Source organism: Urinicoccus massiliensis (assembly GCF_900120405.1).
Lineage (GTDB): Bacteria > Bacillota > Clostridia > Tissierellales > Peptoniphilaceae > Urinicoccus > Urinicoccus massiliensis.
On sequence record NZ_LT635493.1, the window covers coordinates 663139 to 677693 of the forward strand.

The following is a 14555-nucleotide window of genomic DNA, read 5'->3' on the forward strand; positions in this document are numbered from 1 at the left end:
AACCCGCTCCCCAATTCTCACTTACCAATTTTTGAAAAATGTTTTTTCAAGAACACAATTCCTAAGCTACAACCTACAAAAGCACCAATAAATCCTAAAATAGCCATGACTATTAAAATCCAATCAGGCATAACTTTCATCATCGTGTCAATAAATTCTTGTTTATAACCTTGATTTAAAAGCTCTTGTACATACTCATTTCTTGAGATGATAATCGGAACATAGTTTCCTAAAGTGCAAAGACTTGAAAAAGAAAATGCTAATCTAGATTTTCCTTTACTGTCATAAGAGCCTGATTTTAATATTATTTCTCCAATAAATCCTGCAATTGCTCCTGTTAAAAGTGCCCATGGACCATGACCCATGATGACATAAGCTAAAGATATTAGCATTGTTTGAATAAAAAGCATTCCTGGCTTCTTAATTTTTGTTGAAAAAAGCATGTTACTAGGTCCAACTAAAATCCCCTGTACTAAGGGAACAATTGGCATCAAAACAGGAACCATAGCTGTAAATGAGCCTATTAGCATAAAAATAAACCCAAGTACCGCAAACAAACCAACATTAATTAAATCTCTAACTTCTAATTTTTTATTCATTTCTAAAACCTCCTTAGTTATCTATTTTTTTCTAAATCTAAAATATAATTTAAAATTGTATCTTTTAGATATTTCCTATTCTCATCATATGAATCTCTTGCATTAAGAACTTGCGAGCTTAATATCATTCCATTTATATAATTTACTAAAAAACCATCTTCAAAAATCTTTGAATCAATTCCTAATTTATTAGATATTGAATCTAATTGATTTACTGTTTCTGTTTTCAAATCTTGAAACATCTTCTCTAAATCTTCATTATATTTTTTTGATTGTAATAAAAGAGAATAAACCTTAGTAATATCAGTATCTGGTAGACATTTATCCACTAAAATTTCACTCATCTGTTCATATTTATCTTGACCTATGTGAGCTTCTAAATAATTATCAATTAAATTATTTCTATACTGATTTCCATCAAGCATTAAATCTTTAAGCATTTCAGCTGTGCTTTTATAATGATGATAGACACCACCTGTGCTCATGCCAACTTCTTTAATCACATCCTCCATTGTTGTATTCTGAAATCCTTTATTCAAAAAACATCTCATTGCTGCATCTCGAATTTCTTTTTTTCTAATTTGACCAACTTTTGTTTCCTTATCTTTCAATAAAATACCTCCAATCATTCGATTATTTTTCCGAGGATTCCCTCGGTTTTTATTATAGCTTAATTGAAAAGTATTTTCAATATTAATCAAATTATAAATTTTGCTCTACTCTACCGTATACTTCTTAATTAATTTATTTAAATGCGGTATAATTAATAAAACCTAATACACGCTTATGCTTATAACTTTAATAGCAAGCACAGTAAGTGTACGGACACTTACGAAAAAATTAATGGAGCAGACCTTTACGGAATGCTCCATTAATTTTTACCTTGTTCGGGAGAACCCTAAGACCCCGAAATATATTTTAAAAAGGAGAATAAAATGGCAAATAGATTTAGAAATGAAAGAATAGAAATTAAACTAACTAAGGAAGAGAAAGAAGTTTTTGAAAAGAAAATGAAACTTGCTAATTGCAAAACCATGTCCCATTTTCTTAGAAAATGTGTATTGGAAAAAGAAATTTATGTAGTAGATATTGTATCATCTTCTATATCTTCTACAAGAAGCATAAATTTGTCTCCACAAGATGGGCACTTTAATAAAACATAACCATCAGAATCTGCTGGAATACTTATTTCTAGAGTTTCAAAATCTTTCATCTTTAACTACCTCTACTAATTAAATTTTAACAACTTTCTATTATCAAAAGCATCTTCAAGATTTATATTAAGATATATCTCTGTCATCTCTCCTATATTCAATAATATCTCCAATATCGCATTGAAAATACTCACAAATCTTTCCTAATGTTTCCAAACTTACATTTTCGTCTCTTCCCATTTTTGCTATTGTCTTGGGTGTTGTTGCAATTGCACATTGTAAGTCTGTTTTTTTCATATTTTTATCTATTAATAACTTCCATAATTTATTATATGAAAATCCCATATCATTCTCCAATTCTATATTTTACCTTTCTAAATGTATAGATTAACTACCTAATTTATAGCATATAAAGCAGATTCCTTTCAATTATATGATTTACTGCGTTAAACTAAGCAAAAAAATAAAGGCAGTCCGAAGACTACCAATTTTTATCTCTCACCTCTTTAATTATGGTAATTAAATAAAGAATTCCCCTAAAGATATGGAAGATACTAATACTATAAATAAATATTATGAAATTTATAAATAATCTCCCAGTTCTATTGACATGTTTATCAGACTCTATTTTACAATTCAAAAATCTCATCTGCAACTTCGTTCAAAAACTCGATATCGTGTGAAACTATAAAAATTATTTTATCCTTATTTCTATATTTTTTGATTAATTCCGATATTTTCATCATATTGGAATAATCCATACCACTTGTAGGTTCATCGTAATAGACAAATGGAGAATCCTTACACATAAGAGATGCTATTGCAAGTCTTTGCTTTTGACCTCCTGACAAACTCATTGGATGCCTTTCTCTAAATCCGTCTAAGCCTAAATCTTTTAAAATGATTTTTGCCTTTTCTTCATCAAAATTCTTTACTCCTATACCAAGCTCTTTGAATACCTCATCTGTAAATAATTGATGATTTACGTCTTGCATAACAAGTGAAGAGTTTTTTAGTCTTTCTTTTTTAGATAGTTTCTCTCCTTTAAAATAAATTTCTTCTTTTGATTTTTTCTCAAGGCCAATTAAACATCTTAAGAGCGTTGACTTTCCTTGTCCATTGAATCCTATTATGCCATAAATTTTCCCAAGCTTAAACGAAATGTCCTTTACACTTAAACACTCATCATCCGTAAATTTATAGCAAAGATTCTTTATCTGATACTCTCCGCCTTCTTTTAAATAAGGAACTTCTAATTTGCTTAATTCTTTATCCCTTAAACTTAAAGCTTTTAATTCATTTTTATCTAGCTTTAAAAATTCATTTATTGTATAAATTTTTTTAATCTTACCTTTGTCAATTATAAAGACACGATCAACTATGTCCATCAAATAATAAATTCTATGCTCAGCTACAATTATGCTTATGCCTTTTTCTTTTAGGATTTTTAACATCCTTGTCAAAACATCTATGCTTTTAATATCCAAATTTGATGAAGGTTCATCCATAACTATGATCTTTGTGCCTGCTATATAAGAAGCGGCAATGCAAAGTATTTGTTTTTCACCGCCGGATAGATTAAATATATTTCTGTTCAAAAGATTTTTTATCGGGAATATCTCAAGCATATCCTTCAAACGCCTGTCCATCTCTTCTCTTGTAAGACCAATATTTTCTAAATAGAACAATAATTCTAATGTCGTATTTATATTAAAGAAATATGTCTTAGGATTTTGAAAAACAGTTGAGACAAGCATCGAGATTTGATAAAGCTCCAAATCTTTTATATTTTTACCATCAATAATTATTTCTCCCTTTGTCTTTGCGTTATCATACCTTACAGCTAGTCCGTTGATTGAATTTATTAAAGATGACTTACCGCTTCCACTTTTTCCTGTAAATAGCATGCACTCTCCCTCAGCTATGGATAGTGATATATCATCTATTATATGTTCTTTGCCATAATCAAGGCTTAAATTTTTTATTTCTACCATATTAAGCCTCCAACAATAAGTCCAGTTATAATTAAAACATATACAAAATCTATAGTCTGTATCTTTACAGGAATATATCTGGTCTTGGCAATTGGATTTTCTATTGCCTTTGTTTCTGCCGCTTTTGCAATATCATCTGCTATGTTCGAAGATATAATTAGTAGCGGCACCGAAACGTATTCAAGATATTTGATTGGATTTTTAAAATTTATACCCCTTACCTTCATAGCCATTTTGATGTTTTTCTTCTCTTCTTTAAAAGATGGAAAGAACCTAAACATAACCGCAATAGGTATGGAAGGATTTTTTGAAATTTTAAGCTTATCCATTGATGAAATTATTGCGCCTACATCAGAGGTCTTTATCATGAAGCTTGCTGCCATAAATGGCAATAAAAACATTCTGAAGATAATAAATAAGCTTAAAAACATCTTAATTATTGGATTTATATTAGATAGCACCATAAAATTAGGTAAAGCATATAAAATTGTGCATAAAATTATCCATTTGAAAAGTGTTTTTTTGTATCCATTCAAATAAAATAAAATACCAATAATACAAACAATTGCTAGCTCGAAACATATGTTTAAGCTATGCACAACAGTTAAGCCTGTAAGAAATACGACTAATAACTTACTGATGGGGTTGAGATTAAAGGGAGAATTTGAAAAAAAGTTAGGCATTATACAATGCCTGCTTTTTCAAAGTGTTTCTTCAATAGAGCCTTGCCTATATATGCTCCAATTATTCCTCCTAGGAAAGCACCTAAGGCTACTAAAGCCATGTGAGGATAAGTTATTAGATTTTCCAATGCATCAACATAATCTTTTCCCATCATCATAGATAATTCAATATATTTTTCTTTAGCTAAAAGCATTTGCATTAATGATCCACAAATCCACGTACAAAATACTGCATAAGAAAGCATATTATATTTAAATGAATTATAATTACCAATCTTTCTAATTAATTCTGCAACCATCATTACTATCAATGAAAATACTGGCAATACATAAGTATGTCCCATAGCAAACATCACAAGTGGTGATATCATACCGAGAATAAATAATGCCCATGGTTTTTGAACCTTAGCCATAAATAACATAAGAACAGTTCCTGCAACTATGGCTAAAACTGTTGGGTAAACTAAAAACAATATTGGGATCATTCCCATCATACCAACAGCAAACATCAAGACGAAATAAATTACGGCAAAAACACCGATACTTACTAAATCTTTTACTTTTAATTTTTTATTATCCATTTTAGTCCTCCTAATAAATAAATTCTTCTGCCATTTTTGTTTTTTTCTTTATTTTATTTTTAATTTTTTACATTCATATTTGAAAGAGCCTTGGCTTGCATTGCTAAACCTACCATTATCATAGTAAAATCTACAACTGGTTCTGCCCACCAAACAGCCCCTGCTCCAAATATTCTTGGCAATATAAGTAAAGCTGGAACAAGTAGTATTAACTGTCTTAGCATTACAATCATTCCAGCTTTTTTTCCATCCCCAATCGCTTGAAAAAAAGTGATTGTCATAATCATAATTCCATAAAGAATAAATACTGAATAGAATATTCTGAAATTATTAACTCCGCTTGAAATTATATCCTGACTTACTTTAAATAAACCAAGTAACTGTTTTGAAAATACTTGTGCTGGGAACCAAAAAATTGCTGCAAGTCCTGTTCCTCCTATAAAAAATATATTCATAGTTTCCTTTACTCTATCGTATTGTTTTGCTCCAAAGTTTGTACCAATAATCGGCTGTAACCCCTGACTCATTCCCCAAATTGGTATAAATGAAAATCCATAAAATCTCAAAGTTGCCGACATTAATATTGCATTTGGATCTCCTCCATATCTAAAAGCTTGTCTATAAAGCAATGTTTGTTGAACCATGAAAAATACTTGCATGATCATAGCTGATACTCCTACTCCAAACATTTCCTTTGATATAGCTTTTTCTTTTTTTATTTTTCTTATTTTTACATTTTCACTTTTACTCTTAAAATAATAAAGAGTAATAACTGCTTGAATTATTTGTGCTGTTACAGTTGCTATAGCTGCTCCCTCAATGGCATAATCACCCATTAATTTCATTAGTATTGGATCAAGAGCTATATTGATAAAGGCACCAAGTCCCATGATACTCATTGCTCTTTTCATAAGTCCTTCACCACGCATAACCATATTGGCTGACTGGGTAAAGTTTACAAAAATTGAGCCTAGAAATATTATTCTTAAATACCTTATACCTAATGCCTTTATTTCTCCTGTTGCTCCAATTAAATCTAAAAAATATGGTCCTAGAAGTATTCCTCCTATTGTTATGATCGTTGAAAAAAATATAATCCAATAGATAAGATTTCCCATAAGCTTGTCTATAGTATTATTATCACCCTTTCCCATGGCTCTTGATAAAATTGATGCCGAACCTATCCCTATAAGCGTTGCAATCCCATTATTAAAAAAGGTAAGTGGCATAGCTATTGAGCAAGCCGCCATAGCATTCTCACCAATTATTTGTCCAGCAAATATTCCATCCATAAGTGGGTATAGACCTATAACCACCATGCCAATTACTGCTGGTATAGATAATTGAAACATTAAAGACAATGGCTTCTTGGTCAATAACTGTTCTTTCATGTTTTGTTTCATTTTTAATTTCTTCAATATATAAACTCTTCTGCCATTTTTGTTTTTTCTATTAAATTCTTGTAAACTTTTGATTTTTGTAAAAGCTCTCCATGTTTGCCTTCACTTTCTACTCTTCCGTTTTCAAGAACTACTATCTTATCTGCATTTTCTATGGATTTCATTCTGTGTGAAATGATAACAACTGTTTTATCTTTAATTAAATTGTTTAAAGACTCTTGAATTTTTTTCTCGTTGTCAACATCAAGGCTGGCTGCTATCTCATCTAAGATTAAGATTGGTGCATCTTTTAAGAAGGCTCTGGCTATTGATAGCCTTTGTCTTTCTCCACCTGATAGCTCAGCTCCGTTCTCACCGATAAGAGTATCGAAACCATTATCCATTTTTTCTATAAAATCTGTGCAGTTTGCAAGTTTTGCTGCTCTTTTAACTTCTTCGTCACTTGCGTCTTGCTCACCGATTCTAATATTTTCCATAACGCTTTGATTAAAGAGAACCACGTCTTGAAAAACTATTGATACCTTGTCAAAAAGAGATTCTGTTGATATTTCTTTTATATCTTTGCCATCGATTAAGATTTGTCCCTCGTCATAATCATATAGTCTTGATATAAGTTTCAAGATGGTTGTTTTACCGCAGCCGCTTGCGCCTACTAAAGCAGTTACCTCTCCCTGCTTAGCTTTAAAACTTACGCCATCTATAACTTTTGCGTCTTTATTATAGGCAAACTCAACATTTTTTAGATCAATATCAAATTTTTTCAAATTATAGTCATCGCCTTCTTGTAAATCTTGATTTTGAATTTCTTTTAGTCTTTCAATCTTAGGCGATAAATAAAATATTTCCATCATGCCCTCTTTAGATGCATCTAGAGAGTCTTTTATCTTCATAGCTGCTAGTAAATATCCTATAAGGTAGAGAGGACTTATCTCTTTATTGATAATTAAATTAACTCCTACAAGTATTACAACAGCAAGAGATATGAAGCTAAATATTGAAGATATAGACATAGTTAAAATTGTAGTCATTTCCGATTTTAAGTGCACTTTTTCACTTTTATCCATTTTTTCATACAGCTTTTCTTTCATTTCCTCTGATAAGCCATAGGCTTTAATCTCCATTTGCATTTCGATATTTTCCTGAAAACTTTCTGAGTTTTTTCTTAGAATATCATAATATCTTTTATGTCCCTTAACCTGAATTTTTTTAGATAAAGGTATAAATATAAAGCTTAAAAGTGATGGAATAATTACAGCTAAACCCATCTTGACATTGCTCACTAGCATCATAATGGATATTAGTGGGAAGAAGAGTGCCATACCGCCCACTTTTGGTATCGAGTGGCTCATTGCATGCTCTATACCTTCAATATCAGACATGATTGTCTGCGCTAGGTCTGAAATATCGTGTTTAGAAAAGTATGATAGAGGTAGTTTTGATAAATTCTCTGCTGTCCTTATTCTTAAGTCCGCACTTTCTTGATATGTTGTGCTGTATAATTTATCGTATTCGATAGAAAGCAAAATATACATTGCTATCAAGGTCAAGGCTGAGAATGCTATATAAAATCCCTTGCTTCTACCAATATTTTCCAAGACTTCCTGAGCAAAAATCATTAGTAATATCGCAGGAAGCATGTTTATACAATAAACAAAAAATGAAGCCAGTGTTGCTTTACTTAAATTTCTTGCTCCTTTATCTGTAAGAGCAAATCTTTTTTTATAAAACTCCTTCATTTGAAACCCTCCATTCATTCGCACTGTTAAACATCTCTTGCAATCTCTTATACTTTGTATCACTTGACATTAATTCTTTGTCAGAACCTCTTTCTATAATTTTTCCGCCATCCATCACAAGTATTTCATCGAGGTCTTTAATTGTAGATAGTCTATGTGCAATCATGATAACTGTTTTATCCTTCATAAGATTTTTGAAAGCTTTTTGCAATTCAAACTCGTTATCTGGGTCAATAGATGCTGATGCTTCATCCATAATAATAATTTTGGAATCCTTTAAAATTGCTCTAGCAATTGCAATTCTCTGTTTTTCTCCGCCAGATAAATAAACTCCTTTTGAGCCTATGACTGTATTTTCTCTTTCCGGGAATTTGTCTAGTATCAAATTGCATCCTGCTAATTTTAAGGCTCTCATAACGTCATCTCTGCTCGCTCCTTTATTAGCTAAAGCAACATTATCATAAATGCTCTTCTTGAATAATTTTGAATCTTGAAAAACAAAGGATATAGCTTTAATTAAAGCTTGGTCAGAATATTCAGATATTGGAATCCCACCTATCTTTATGCTTCCTTCATTAACATTATAAAAACCTGATATAAGTTTTGCTACTGTTGATTTACCTGATCCAGATGAACCAACTAGTGCATAGGACTTTCCCTCTTCTAATTTAAAGGATAAATTTTCAATGACAGCCTTATCATTATAAGCAAAGCTTACATTATCAAATTCTATATTATAGTTTTTAAAATTATTAACATTACCATGGGCTAATTTGTCTTTTTGCATATCTTCGTAAAGCGCCTCTAAAGTATCTACTGCATAATTGCCTTGAGAAATGTACATGGAGTACCACATCATTCTCATAAATGAAACAAAGAGAACTCCTGATAAAAATAAAATCATGATAAGTTCAAGTAAAACCACCTTTGCGCTAGCTAAGCTAGTCATAAAATAAACTATAGGAATAATTAAAATTGCAATTAAGCCAAAAAATAACCATTGATACAAAACATAAGGTTTTTTACAAGATAGTGAATAATTATAAGCATACTTTGAGTAATCTTTTATCGCCTTGTAAAAGCTTTTAAATGACTCGACATTTGCTCTAAATATTTTTACAACTTGCATTCCTCTTACGTATTCAACAGTTTCAGCGCTTAGTTTAGATAGGGCTTCTTGGTATATCTTCATAAATTCTTGATCGCCCATCATTGCACCTAAAATTAAGCCACCGATTATAGTAAGAGCAAGCAAAGTTATGCCAACTCTTATACTTACTATAAAGCCGAGTGCTAGTACTAGTACTGGTGTAACTATTGCCTGAGAACTATCGGGAATCATGTGAGCTACAACCTGGTGAGTTTGCGCGGCGTTGTCATCTATGATCTTTCTTATTTGACCAGATGGATTTAAGTCAAAGAACCTAAAACTTGCTTTCTCTAAGCCGTCTATCCCCCTTTTTCTTAAATTTGTTTCAAGCCTAAAACCTAGTATGTGAGAACATGTTCCTGAAACAGAATAAAATATTGCTCCACTTGTTAGTGTGATGACAGATTTTAACGCTATGGTCTCTGCGCCGGATAAATTTGAATTAATTATTAAATTATCTAGAAATTTGTAGATTAAATAAAATCCATATACCGTAAGTACAGCAGATATAGCAGAAAAGACTATAGCTAAAAAGCCGAGATATTTTTTATCCTGTACATAAGCAAATAGTTTTTTGTAAATCTTCATAATATTATCTCCCTTCATTGATATTCCTTTTAGATATAAATTCGCTTTGATGATAACTGTTATCATTGCTTTTTTATTATACATCGGTTATAATTACTAATACAATAGTTTTGAATTAATAAGGCTAATTGGAATATTGTCTAAAAGGGATAGGTGTATTATGACATATTACGATTTTGTAAAAAAATGTATGCAAGTGGATGCATGTAAAAACAATAAGAAGTACTCAAGTGCAGGTCACACTTTTTGTTGGAAAAAAGAGGATTCTACTTATGCAGAAGGCCTTTATTGGTTTTATGAAGGAGACGGCTTCATTATTGATATACATGATTTTTATATCAGTGAGGAAGTAGTTAAAAATAGTACTTACAGTATGGCAGATTATGTGTCGATATACACAAGCTACATAGTCAGCGCGAACGGTGAAAAATTTAATCCATATCAAACTCTTACTGCAAACTCCTTATGTACTCTTGATTTTGATAATATAAGAGATGACTTCCTATTTTTATTACACGAGAATTCATATTATCTTTGTGTTTCTATAGGATTTAAAAGAGAACTTTTAGAAAAGCACCTATCATCCATTAACATTAATCCAGAATCATTTTATTCGACCTTACTTCAAAATAATCAAATTATTCTTACAAAGGCCTTAGAAAAAGTTGCAATGGAAATATTAAATTGTAAGATGGACCCTCCAGCCGCTGATTTTTTCTTTAAAGCAAAGGCAAATGAATGGATAAGTATAGTAATAGATACCTACTTAAATAGAAAAAAATATAAAATTGAATCTGACGATAATAAAGCACTCGAAGATGTAGCAAGATTCTTAGATGATCATTTCGCCATGAATGTAAATCAAGAAACCCTTGAAAAAATATCTAAAATGAGCGGAACAAAATTAAAAAATTTATTCAAAGAAAAATATGGTCAAAGCATTACAGAATACTCACAAAGAAAAAGAATGAACGTGGCTGAAACTCTACTCTTAAACACCAAGCTTCCTATAAAGGAAATAGCTGCGTCTGTTGGATACACATCCCATAGCAAGTTTTCCATTTATTACAAAAGATACAAAGGGAAACTTCCTAGTGAAGTCCGTAATTTAGCTTGCAAACATCACAATTTAAAATGCGATTATTGTGATTAAAGTATTTTTTTATTTATAGGCCTTTATCTTATATGATTTTATAGATATTGGTATAGGTATGTATAAGTTTGGTAAAAAGCAAAAAAAGAGCAGCCTCTTAAGCTACTCTTGTAGAAAGTACAAAACGAGTTAATTATATTTTTGTGTTTCCTAATACCAGCCCAAAAACTACTCTCACGTCCATATAGTTTTTTTGAGTCTTTTTGACATATCCTTCTTCATCTTTTTCAAATACAAAATGCTTATAAAACTGCTTAAAATGCAGGATTTATAAATTTATATCTTTTGTATCAAGGCTAGACTCTTCAAGTGAAACGGGTGAACACTAAGTATGTCATGAATTCTTGTATGTATGTGGAAACATATCCACATGCTTTTTAACGATAACATAAGCCTATCCTTAAAAGGCATTAGCTCTACAAACTGAGAGTTGTCATCAAAACAGAGCTCCTCTTGTTCTTCTTTTCAACACAATATAGCTTATAGCACAAATACTAATATACACTATAACAAACAATACAAGATGGGGGGCAATGCCGATAGGGTATGGAGCAATCCAACCTTGTTTGAAAAGTGCGATAGAAATTGCACCCGTAACCATAGAAAAAGGCATGAACAAGAACCCGATGAGATTAAGCCAGTTGACAGCGAAAGGTGCCCTTGCTGCAGAGAGTAACCGCCCTATAAAGTATCCAGCAATTCCAACGGCCTGAATAATCATTGAACCCCATAGGGTATCCATGGTTTGCCTTTCATACCAGCCTGCAAAAGCACTAAATAATCCAATCCAAACAAATGCTGTTGATGCGATATATAGTATCTTGCTTTTTAGCTCAGAGCTTTTCTGTTCTTTATCTGCAACTGGTTCAATTCCTTTTAGAATGTAATCGGTTGTAACTCCGAAGTAATCGCTCATGGTAATTATTTTTTCCAAATCCGGCAAGCTTTGTCCACTTTCCCATTTTGAAACCGCCTGCCGAGATACTCCAACCTTGCCTGCAAGTTCTTCCTGTGAAATTCCTTTTGTTTTTCTCAAATACTGTATTCTGTCTGCCATGTTCATAACGCACACTCCTTTCTTTTATGGTTTAGTTATATCAAACAAATCGGTTTCATACTACCAAGCTGCCTTGGAAATATGTCAACCAACAGTTGCAATGCTGTTTTTTTGTTAATTCAATATAAACAAGCTATTCTAAAAATTCTAATTTATCTTTGTTTAAAAATAAATCCCATTATATAATTCCCTAAACTCTTTAGTAAACTTTGTGACAAATTCATGATCAAGTTCAGTGGCTAAGGTTTCTTCATTTTACTTAGTTCTTGACAACAACGTTATTGCCTCCACATGTATCAAGACTACCCTGATGATAACCCTACATCAAGAAATAGGTCTGCGCGGACGAAAAATGGCAAAGGGAATGTCGTATAATGGTCTGATCCGCAGATTCATCCCCAAGGGAAAACAAATTGACAGCTGCTCCGACGAATAGATTGCTCAGATTGAGATCTGGTGCAATGGCCTTCCACGGAAGTCGTTCGGCTACCGTCCCCAGATACACTCTTTGAGGACGAACTTGACAAAATTTACTCCTGTGTTGCCTGATGAACGATTCAACTGCCAATGTTCAACTTGTTATTGCAATTTACGTAATTTAAAAATCACGATATAAAAGCGACTAAGTTATTTTATTCTTAATCGCTTCAAAAATTGTCTATATGTGCTTTACAAAGCTTTTTAATTCTTAAATGTCGGTTGCTTTTAATCGTTTACTTTTTTACAATCTCCAGCTTGCAGCTCGCTCTCTTGCCTTGATAAATGCTGAATAAATTCCTTCTCTATTTATCAAATCGTTATGTTTGCCTTCTTGAACCAATTTACCGTCATCAATCACTAGTATCTGATCGGCTTTTCTCACGGTTGAAAGTCTGTGAGCTATCGAAACTACAGTGTGTCCTTTGGACAATTCCTCAATCGCTGCTAAAATCTCATATTCATTTTCAGGATCAACGGAGCTGGTCGCTTCATCTAAAAGAATAATAGGTGCATTTTTAAGTAATGCTCTAGCAATAGAAATTCGTTGTTTTTCACCACCGGAAAGAGAACTGCCACCCTCACCTACCATGGTGTTATAGCCATCAGGAAGTTCCATAATAAAATTATGGCAACGAGCCTTTTTAGCAGCTTCCACTACTTCTTCATGACTTGCCTTAGGATCTGCAAAGCGAATATTATTCTCTATAGTATCTTGAAAAAGATAAACATTTTGGAAAACAAGCGAAAGATTTTTCAGTAAACTTTCTACTTTATAATCTCGTATATCCCTATTTCCTAATCTTATTTCGCCACTGTCAACATCATAAAAACGAGAGATCAAATTGATTATTGTTGTTTTTCCGGAGCCTGACGGTCCTACGATAGCTGTCTTTGATCCTTGTGGAATAGTAAATGAAAGATCTTTTAAGACAGGATTACATTTCTCATAACTAAAGCTCACCTTGTCAAAGACGATATCCTGATTTTCCATAACTTCTAAAGTCCCGTCACTTATTTCAGGAATATCTAAAACCTCATCCAAATATTGCATATTGGCAGGATTCTTAACCATGAGGACGGCAGCATTTTCAAGTTGTTTTAAACCGCCGAAAAGCATAAAGCCGGCAGCTGAAACAGTAAGCGCTTGTGGTAATAAAACTTCCCCTTTCGTATAAAGATAACAAGAAAATAATGTAACAAGTAGACTCGAAAGATTAATAACAGTAGAAAAAATTCTTGCATAAATAACAAAGACGATTTCAAAATGTACTTGAGAGAGTCTAAGTTCTTCAGAAGCATTTTCCAATTTAGAATGTATTTCTTCAACAACACCTTCATCTGCAAACGGAAAACTGCGAAGCACAGGAATCCCGCTAATGCTATCAACTAACGCATCACCCACCTTTGTAATAGCTGCATGCTCACGTGCAACCTCTTTTTTTGCTTGATTAACCATAAGAGACATGCATAGCCAAATAAGAATTAAACAAATTAAAGTTAAAAATCCAATTTTAGTATTTACACCGAACATCCCAACCAACAGAAAAAAGGATATTGAAATGCCTGAAACAGCAAAGTCGATACTCATTGCAGAGTAATTTTCAAGACTCTTCATAACATTGGTAAATGCCGCCATAATTCTTGATAGGCTTTGTTCTGCAAAATATCCCATAGGCGCCTTTTTAAGTTTTTCGCCAACTGCAAGTCTGTAGTCCTTGAAAATGCCAAAGAAAACACCGTCACTAAGACCGCTTTTCGCCCAGCCTGTCAAAAAATTAAAAAGAAAGGAAGCAAAAAGCACTCCGAAAATTGTCCAAATATGCTCCCATGTAGTTTCATTCATCCAACCGAATGCAAGAAAGAGAGCGAAAAATCCAAACAGCATTGAAGCATTTTGCAGAAAAATAAGAAACATTCCTGCCTTAAGACGATTTTTATACTGTCCTGCCAGTTTGAATGATAATCTTATAAACTCCATGT

12 protein-coding genes and 1 pseudogene are annotated in these 14555 nt (G+C 32.2%); 2 read left to right on the plus strand and 11 right to left on the minus strand.

Annotated features, from left to right (window positions below):
* Positions 1-17: 17 nt before the first annotated feature.
* Both BQ7400_RS07765 and BQ7400_RS07770 read right to left on the minus strand, forming a co-directional pair.
* Entirely contained in the window at positions 18-599 is a 582-nt protein-coding gene (locus BQ7400_RS07765; RefSeq protein ID WP_072470056.1) for an MptD family putative ECF transporter S component, read from the minus strand.
* A 17-nt stretch (positions 600-616) separates the two neighbouring features.
* The gene (locus tag BQ7400_RS07770; protein ID WP_002836644.1) at positions 617-1228 is read right to left on the minus strand and encodes a TetR/AcrR family transcriptional regulator; all 612 of its coding nucleotides are present in this window, start codon (positions 1226-1228) and stop codon (positions 617-619) included.
* A gap of 306 nt (positions 1229-1534) precedes the next feature.
* Between BQ7400_RS07770 and BQ7400_RS10640 the strand changes: the two are divergent.
* Positions 1535-1690: pseudogene (locus BQ7400_RS10640) on the plus strand (plasmid mobilization protein); the annotation flags it as partial.
* A 189-nt stretch (positions 1691-1879) separates the two neighbouring features.
* Here the strand turns inward: BQ7400_RS10640 and BQ7400_RS07780 are convergent.
* From BQ7400_RS07780 to BQ7400_RS07810, 7 genes are all read right to left on the minus strand, one after another.
* On the minus strand, positions 1880-2098 hold the full coding sequence (locus BQ7400_RS07780; protein WP_035111382.1) for a helix-turn-helix domain-containing protein: 219 nt from the start codon (positions 2096-2098) through the stop codon (positions 1880-1882).
* A 284-nt stretch (positions 2099-2382) separates the two neighbouring features.
* Positions 2383-3747 carry an ABC transporter ATP-binding protein gene (locus BQ7400_RS07785; protein WP_072470057.1) on the minus strand — a complete coding sequence of 455 codons (1365 nt, stop codon included), beginning with the start codon at positions 3745-3747 and terminating at the stop codon, positions 2383-2385.
* The gene (locus tag BQ7400_RS07790; RefSeq protein ID WP_072470058.1) at positions 3741-4430 is read right to left on the minus strand and encodes an energy-coupling factor transporter transmembrane component T; all 690 of its coding nucleotides are present in this window, start codon (positions 4428-4430) and stop codon (positions 3741-3743) included. Before BQ7400_RS07790 ends, BQ7400_RS07785 begins: the two co-directional genes overlap by 7 nt.
* Entirely contained in the window at positions 4430-5011 is a 582-nt protein-coding gene (locus BQ7400_RS07795) for an MptD family putative ECF transporter S component (RefSeq protein ID WP_072470059.1), read from the minus strand. The genes BQ7400_RS07790 and BQ7400_RS07795 overlap by 1 nt, the downstream gene beginning before the upstream one ends.
* A 59-nt stretch (positions 5012-5070) precedes the next feature.
* The gene (locus BQ7400_RS07800; RefSeq protein WP_072470463.1) at positions 5071-6414 is read right to left on the minus strand and encodes an MATE family efflux transporter; all 1344 of its coding nucleotides are present in this window, start codon (positions 6412-6414) and stop codon (positions 5071-5073) included.
* An 11-nt stretch (positions 6415-6425) separates the two neighbouring features.
* Positions 6426-8147, minus strand: coding sequence for an ABC transporter ATP-binding protein (locus BQ7400_RS07805; protein WP_072470060.1), 1722 nt, complete (start codon positions 8145-8147; stop codon positions 6426-6428).
* On the minus strand, positions 8131-9885 hold the full coding sequence (locus BQ7400_RS07810; protein ID WP_072470464.1) for an ABC transporter ATP-binding protein: 1755 nt from the start codon (positions 9883-9885) through the stop codon (positions 8131-8133). The genes BQ7400_RS07805 and BQ7400_RS07810 overlap by 17 nt, the downstream gene beginning before the upstream one ends.
* A 160-nt stretch (positions 9886-10045) precedes the next feature.
* On the opposite strand from BQ7400_RS07810, the gene BQ7400_RS07815 reads away from it, so the two are divergent.
* Positions 10046-11038, plus strand: a complete 993-nt coding sequence (locus tag BQ7400_RS07815; RefSeq protein WP_072470061.1) for a helix-turn-helix domain-containing protein — start codon at positions 10046-10048, stop codon at positions 11036-11038.
* Positions 11039-11474: 436 nt separating this feature from the next.
* Here the strand turns inward: BQ7400_RS07815 and BQ7400_RS07820 are convergent, their stop codons facing one another.
* On the minus strand, positions 11475-12101 hold the full coding sequence (locus BQ7400_RS07820; protein WP_072470062.1) for a helix-turn-helix domain-containing protein: 627 nt from the start codon (positions 12099-12101) through the stop codon (positions 11475-11477).
* A gap of 715 nt (positions 12102-12816) precedes the next feature.
* Positions 12817-14553 carry an ABC transporter ATP-binding protein gene (locus BQ7400_RS07825; protein WP_034437966.1) on the minus strand — a complete coding sequence of 579 codons (1737 nt, stop codon included), beginning with the start codon at positions 14551-14553 and terminating at the stop codon, positions 12817-12819.
* Positions 14554-14555 lie beyond the last annotated feature (2 nt).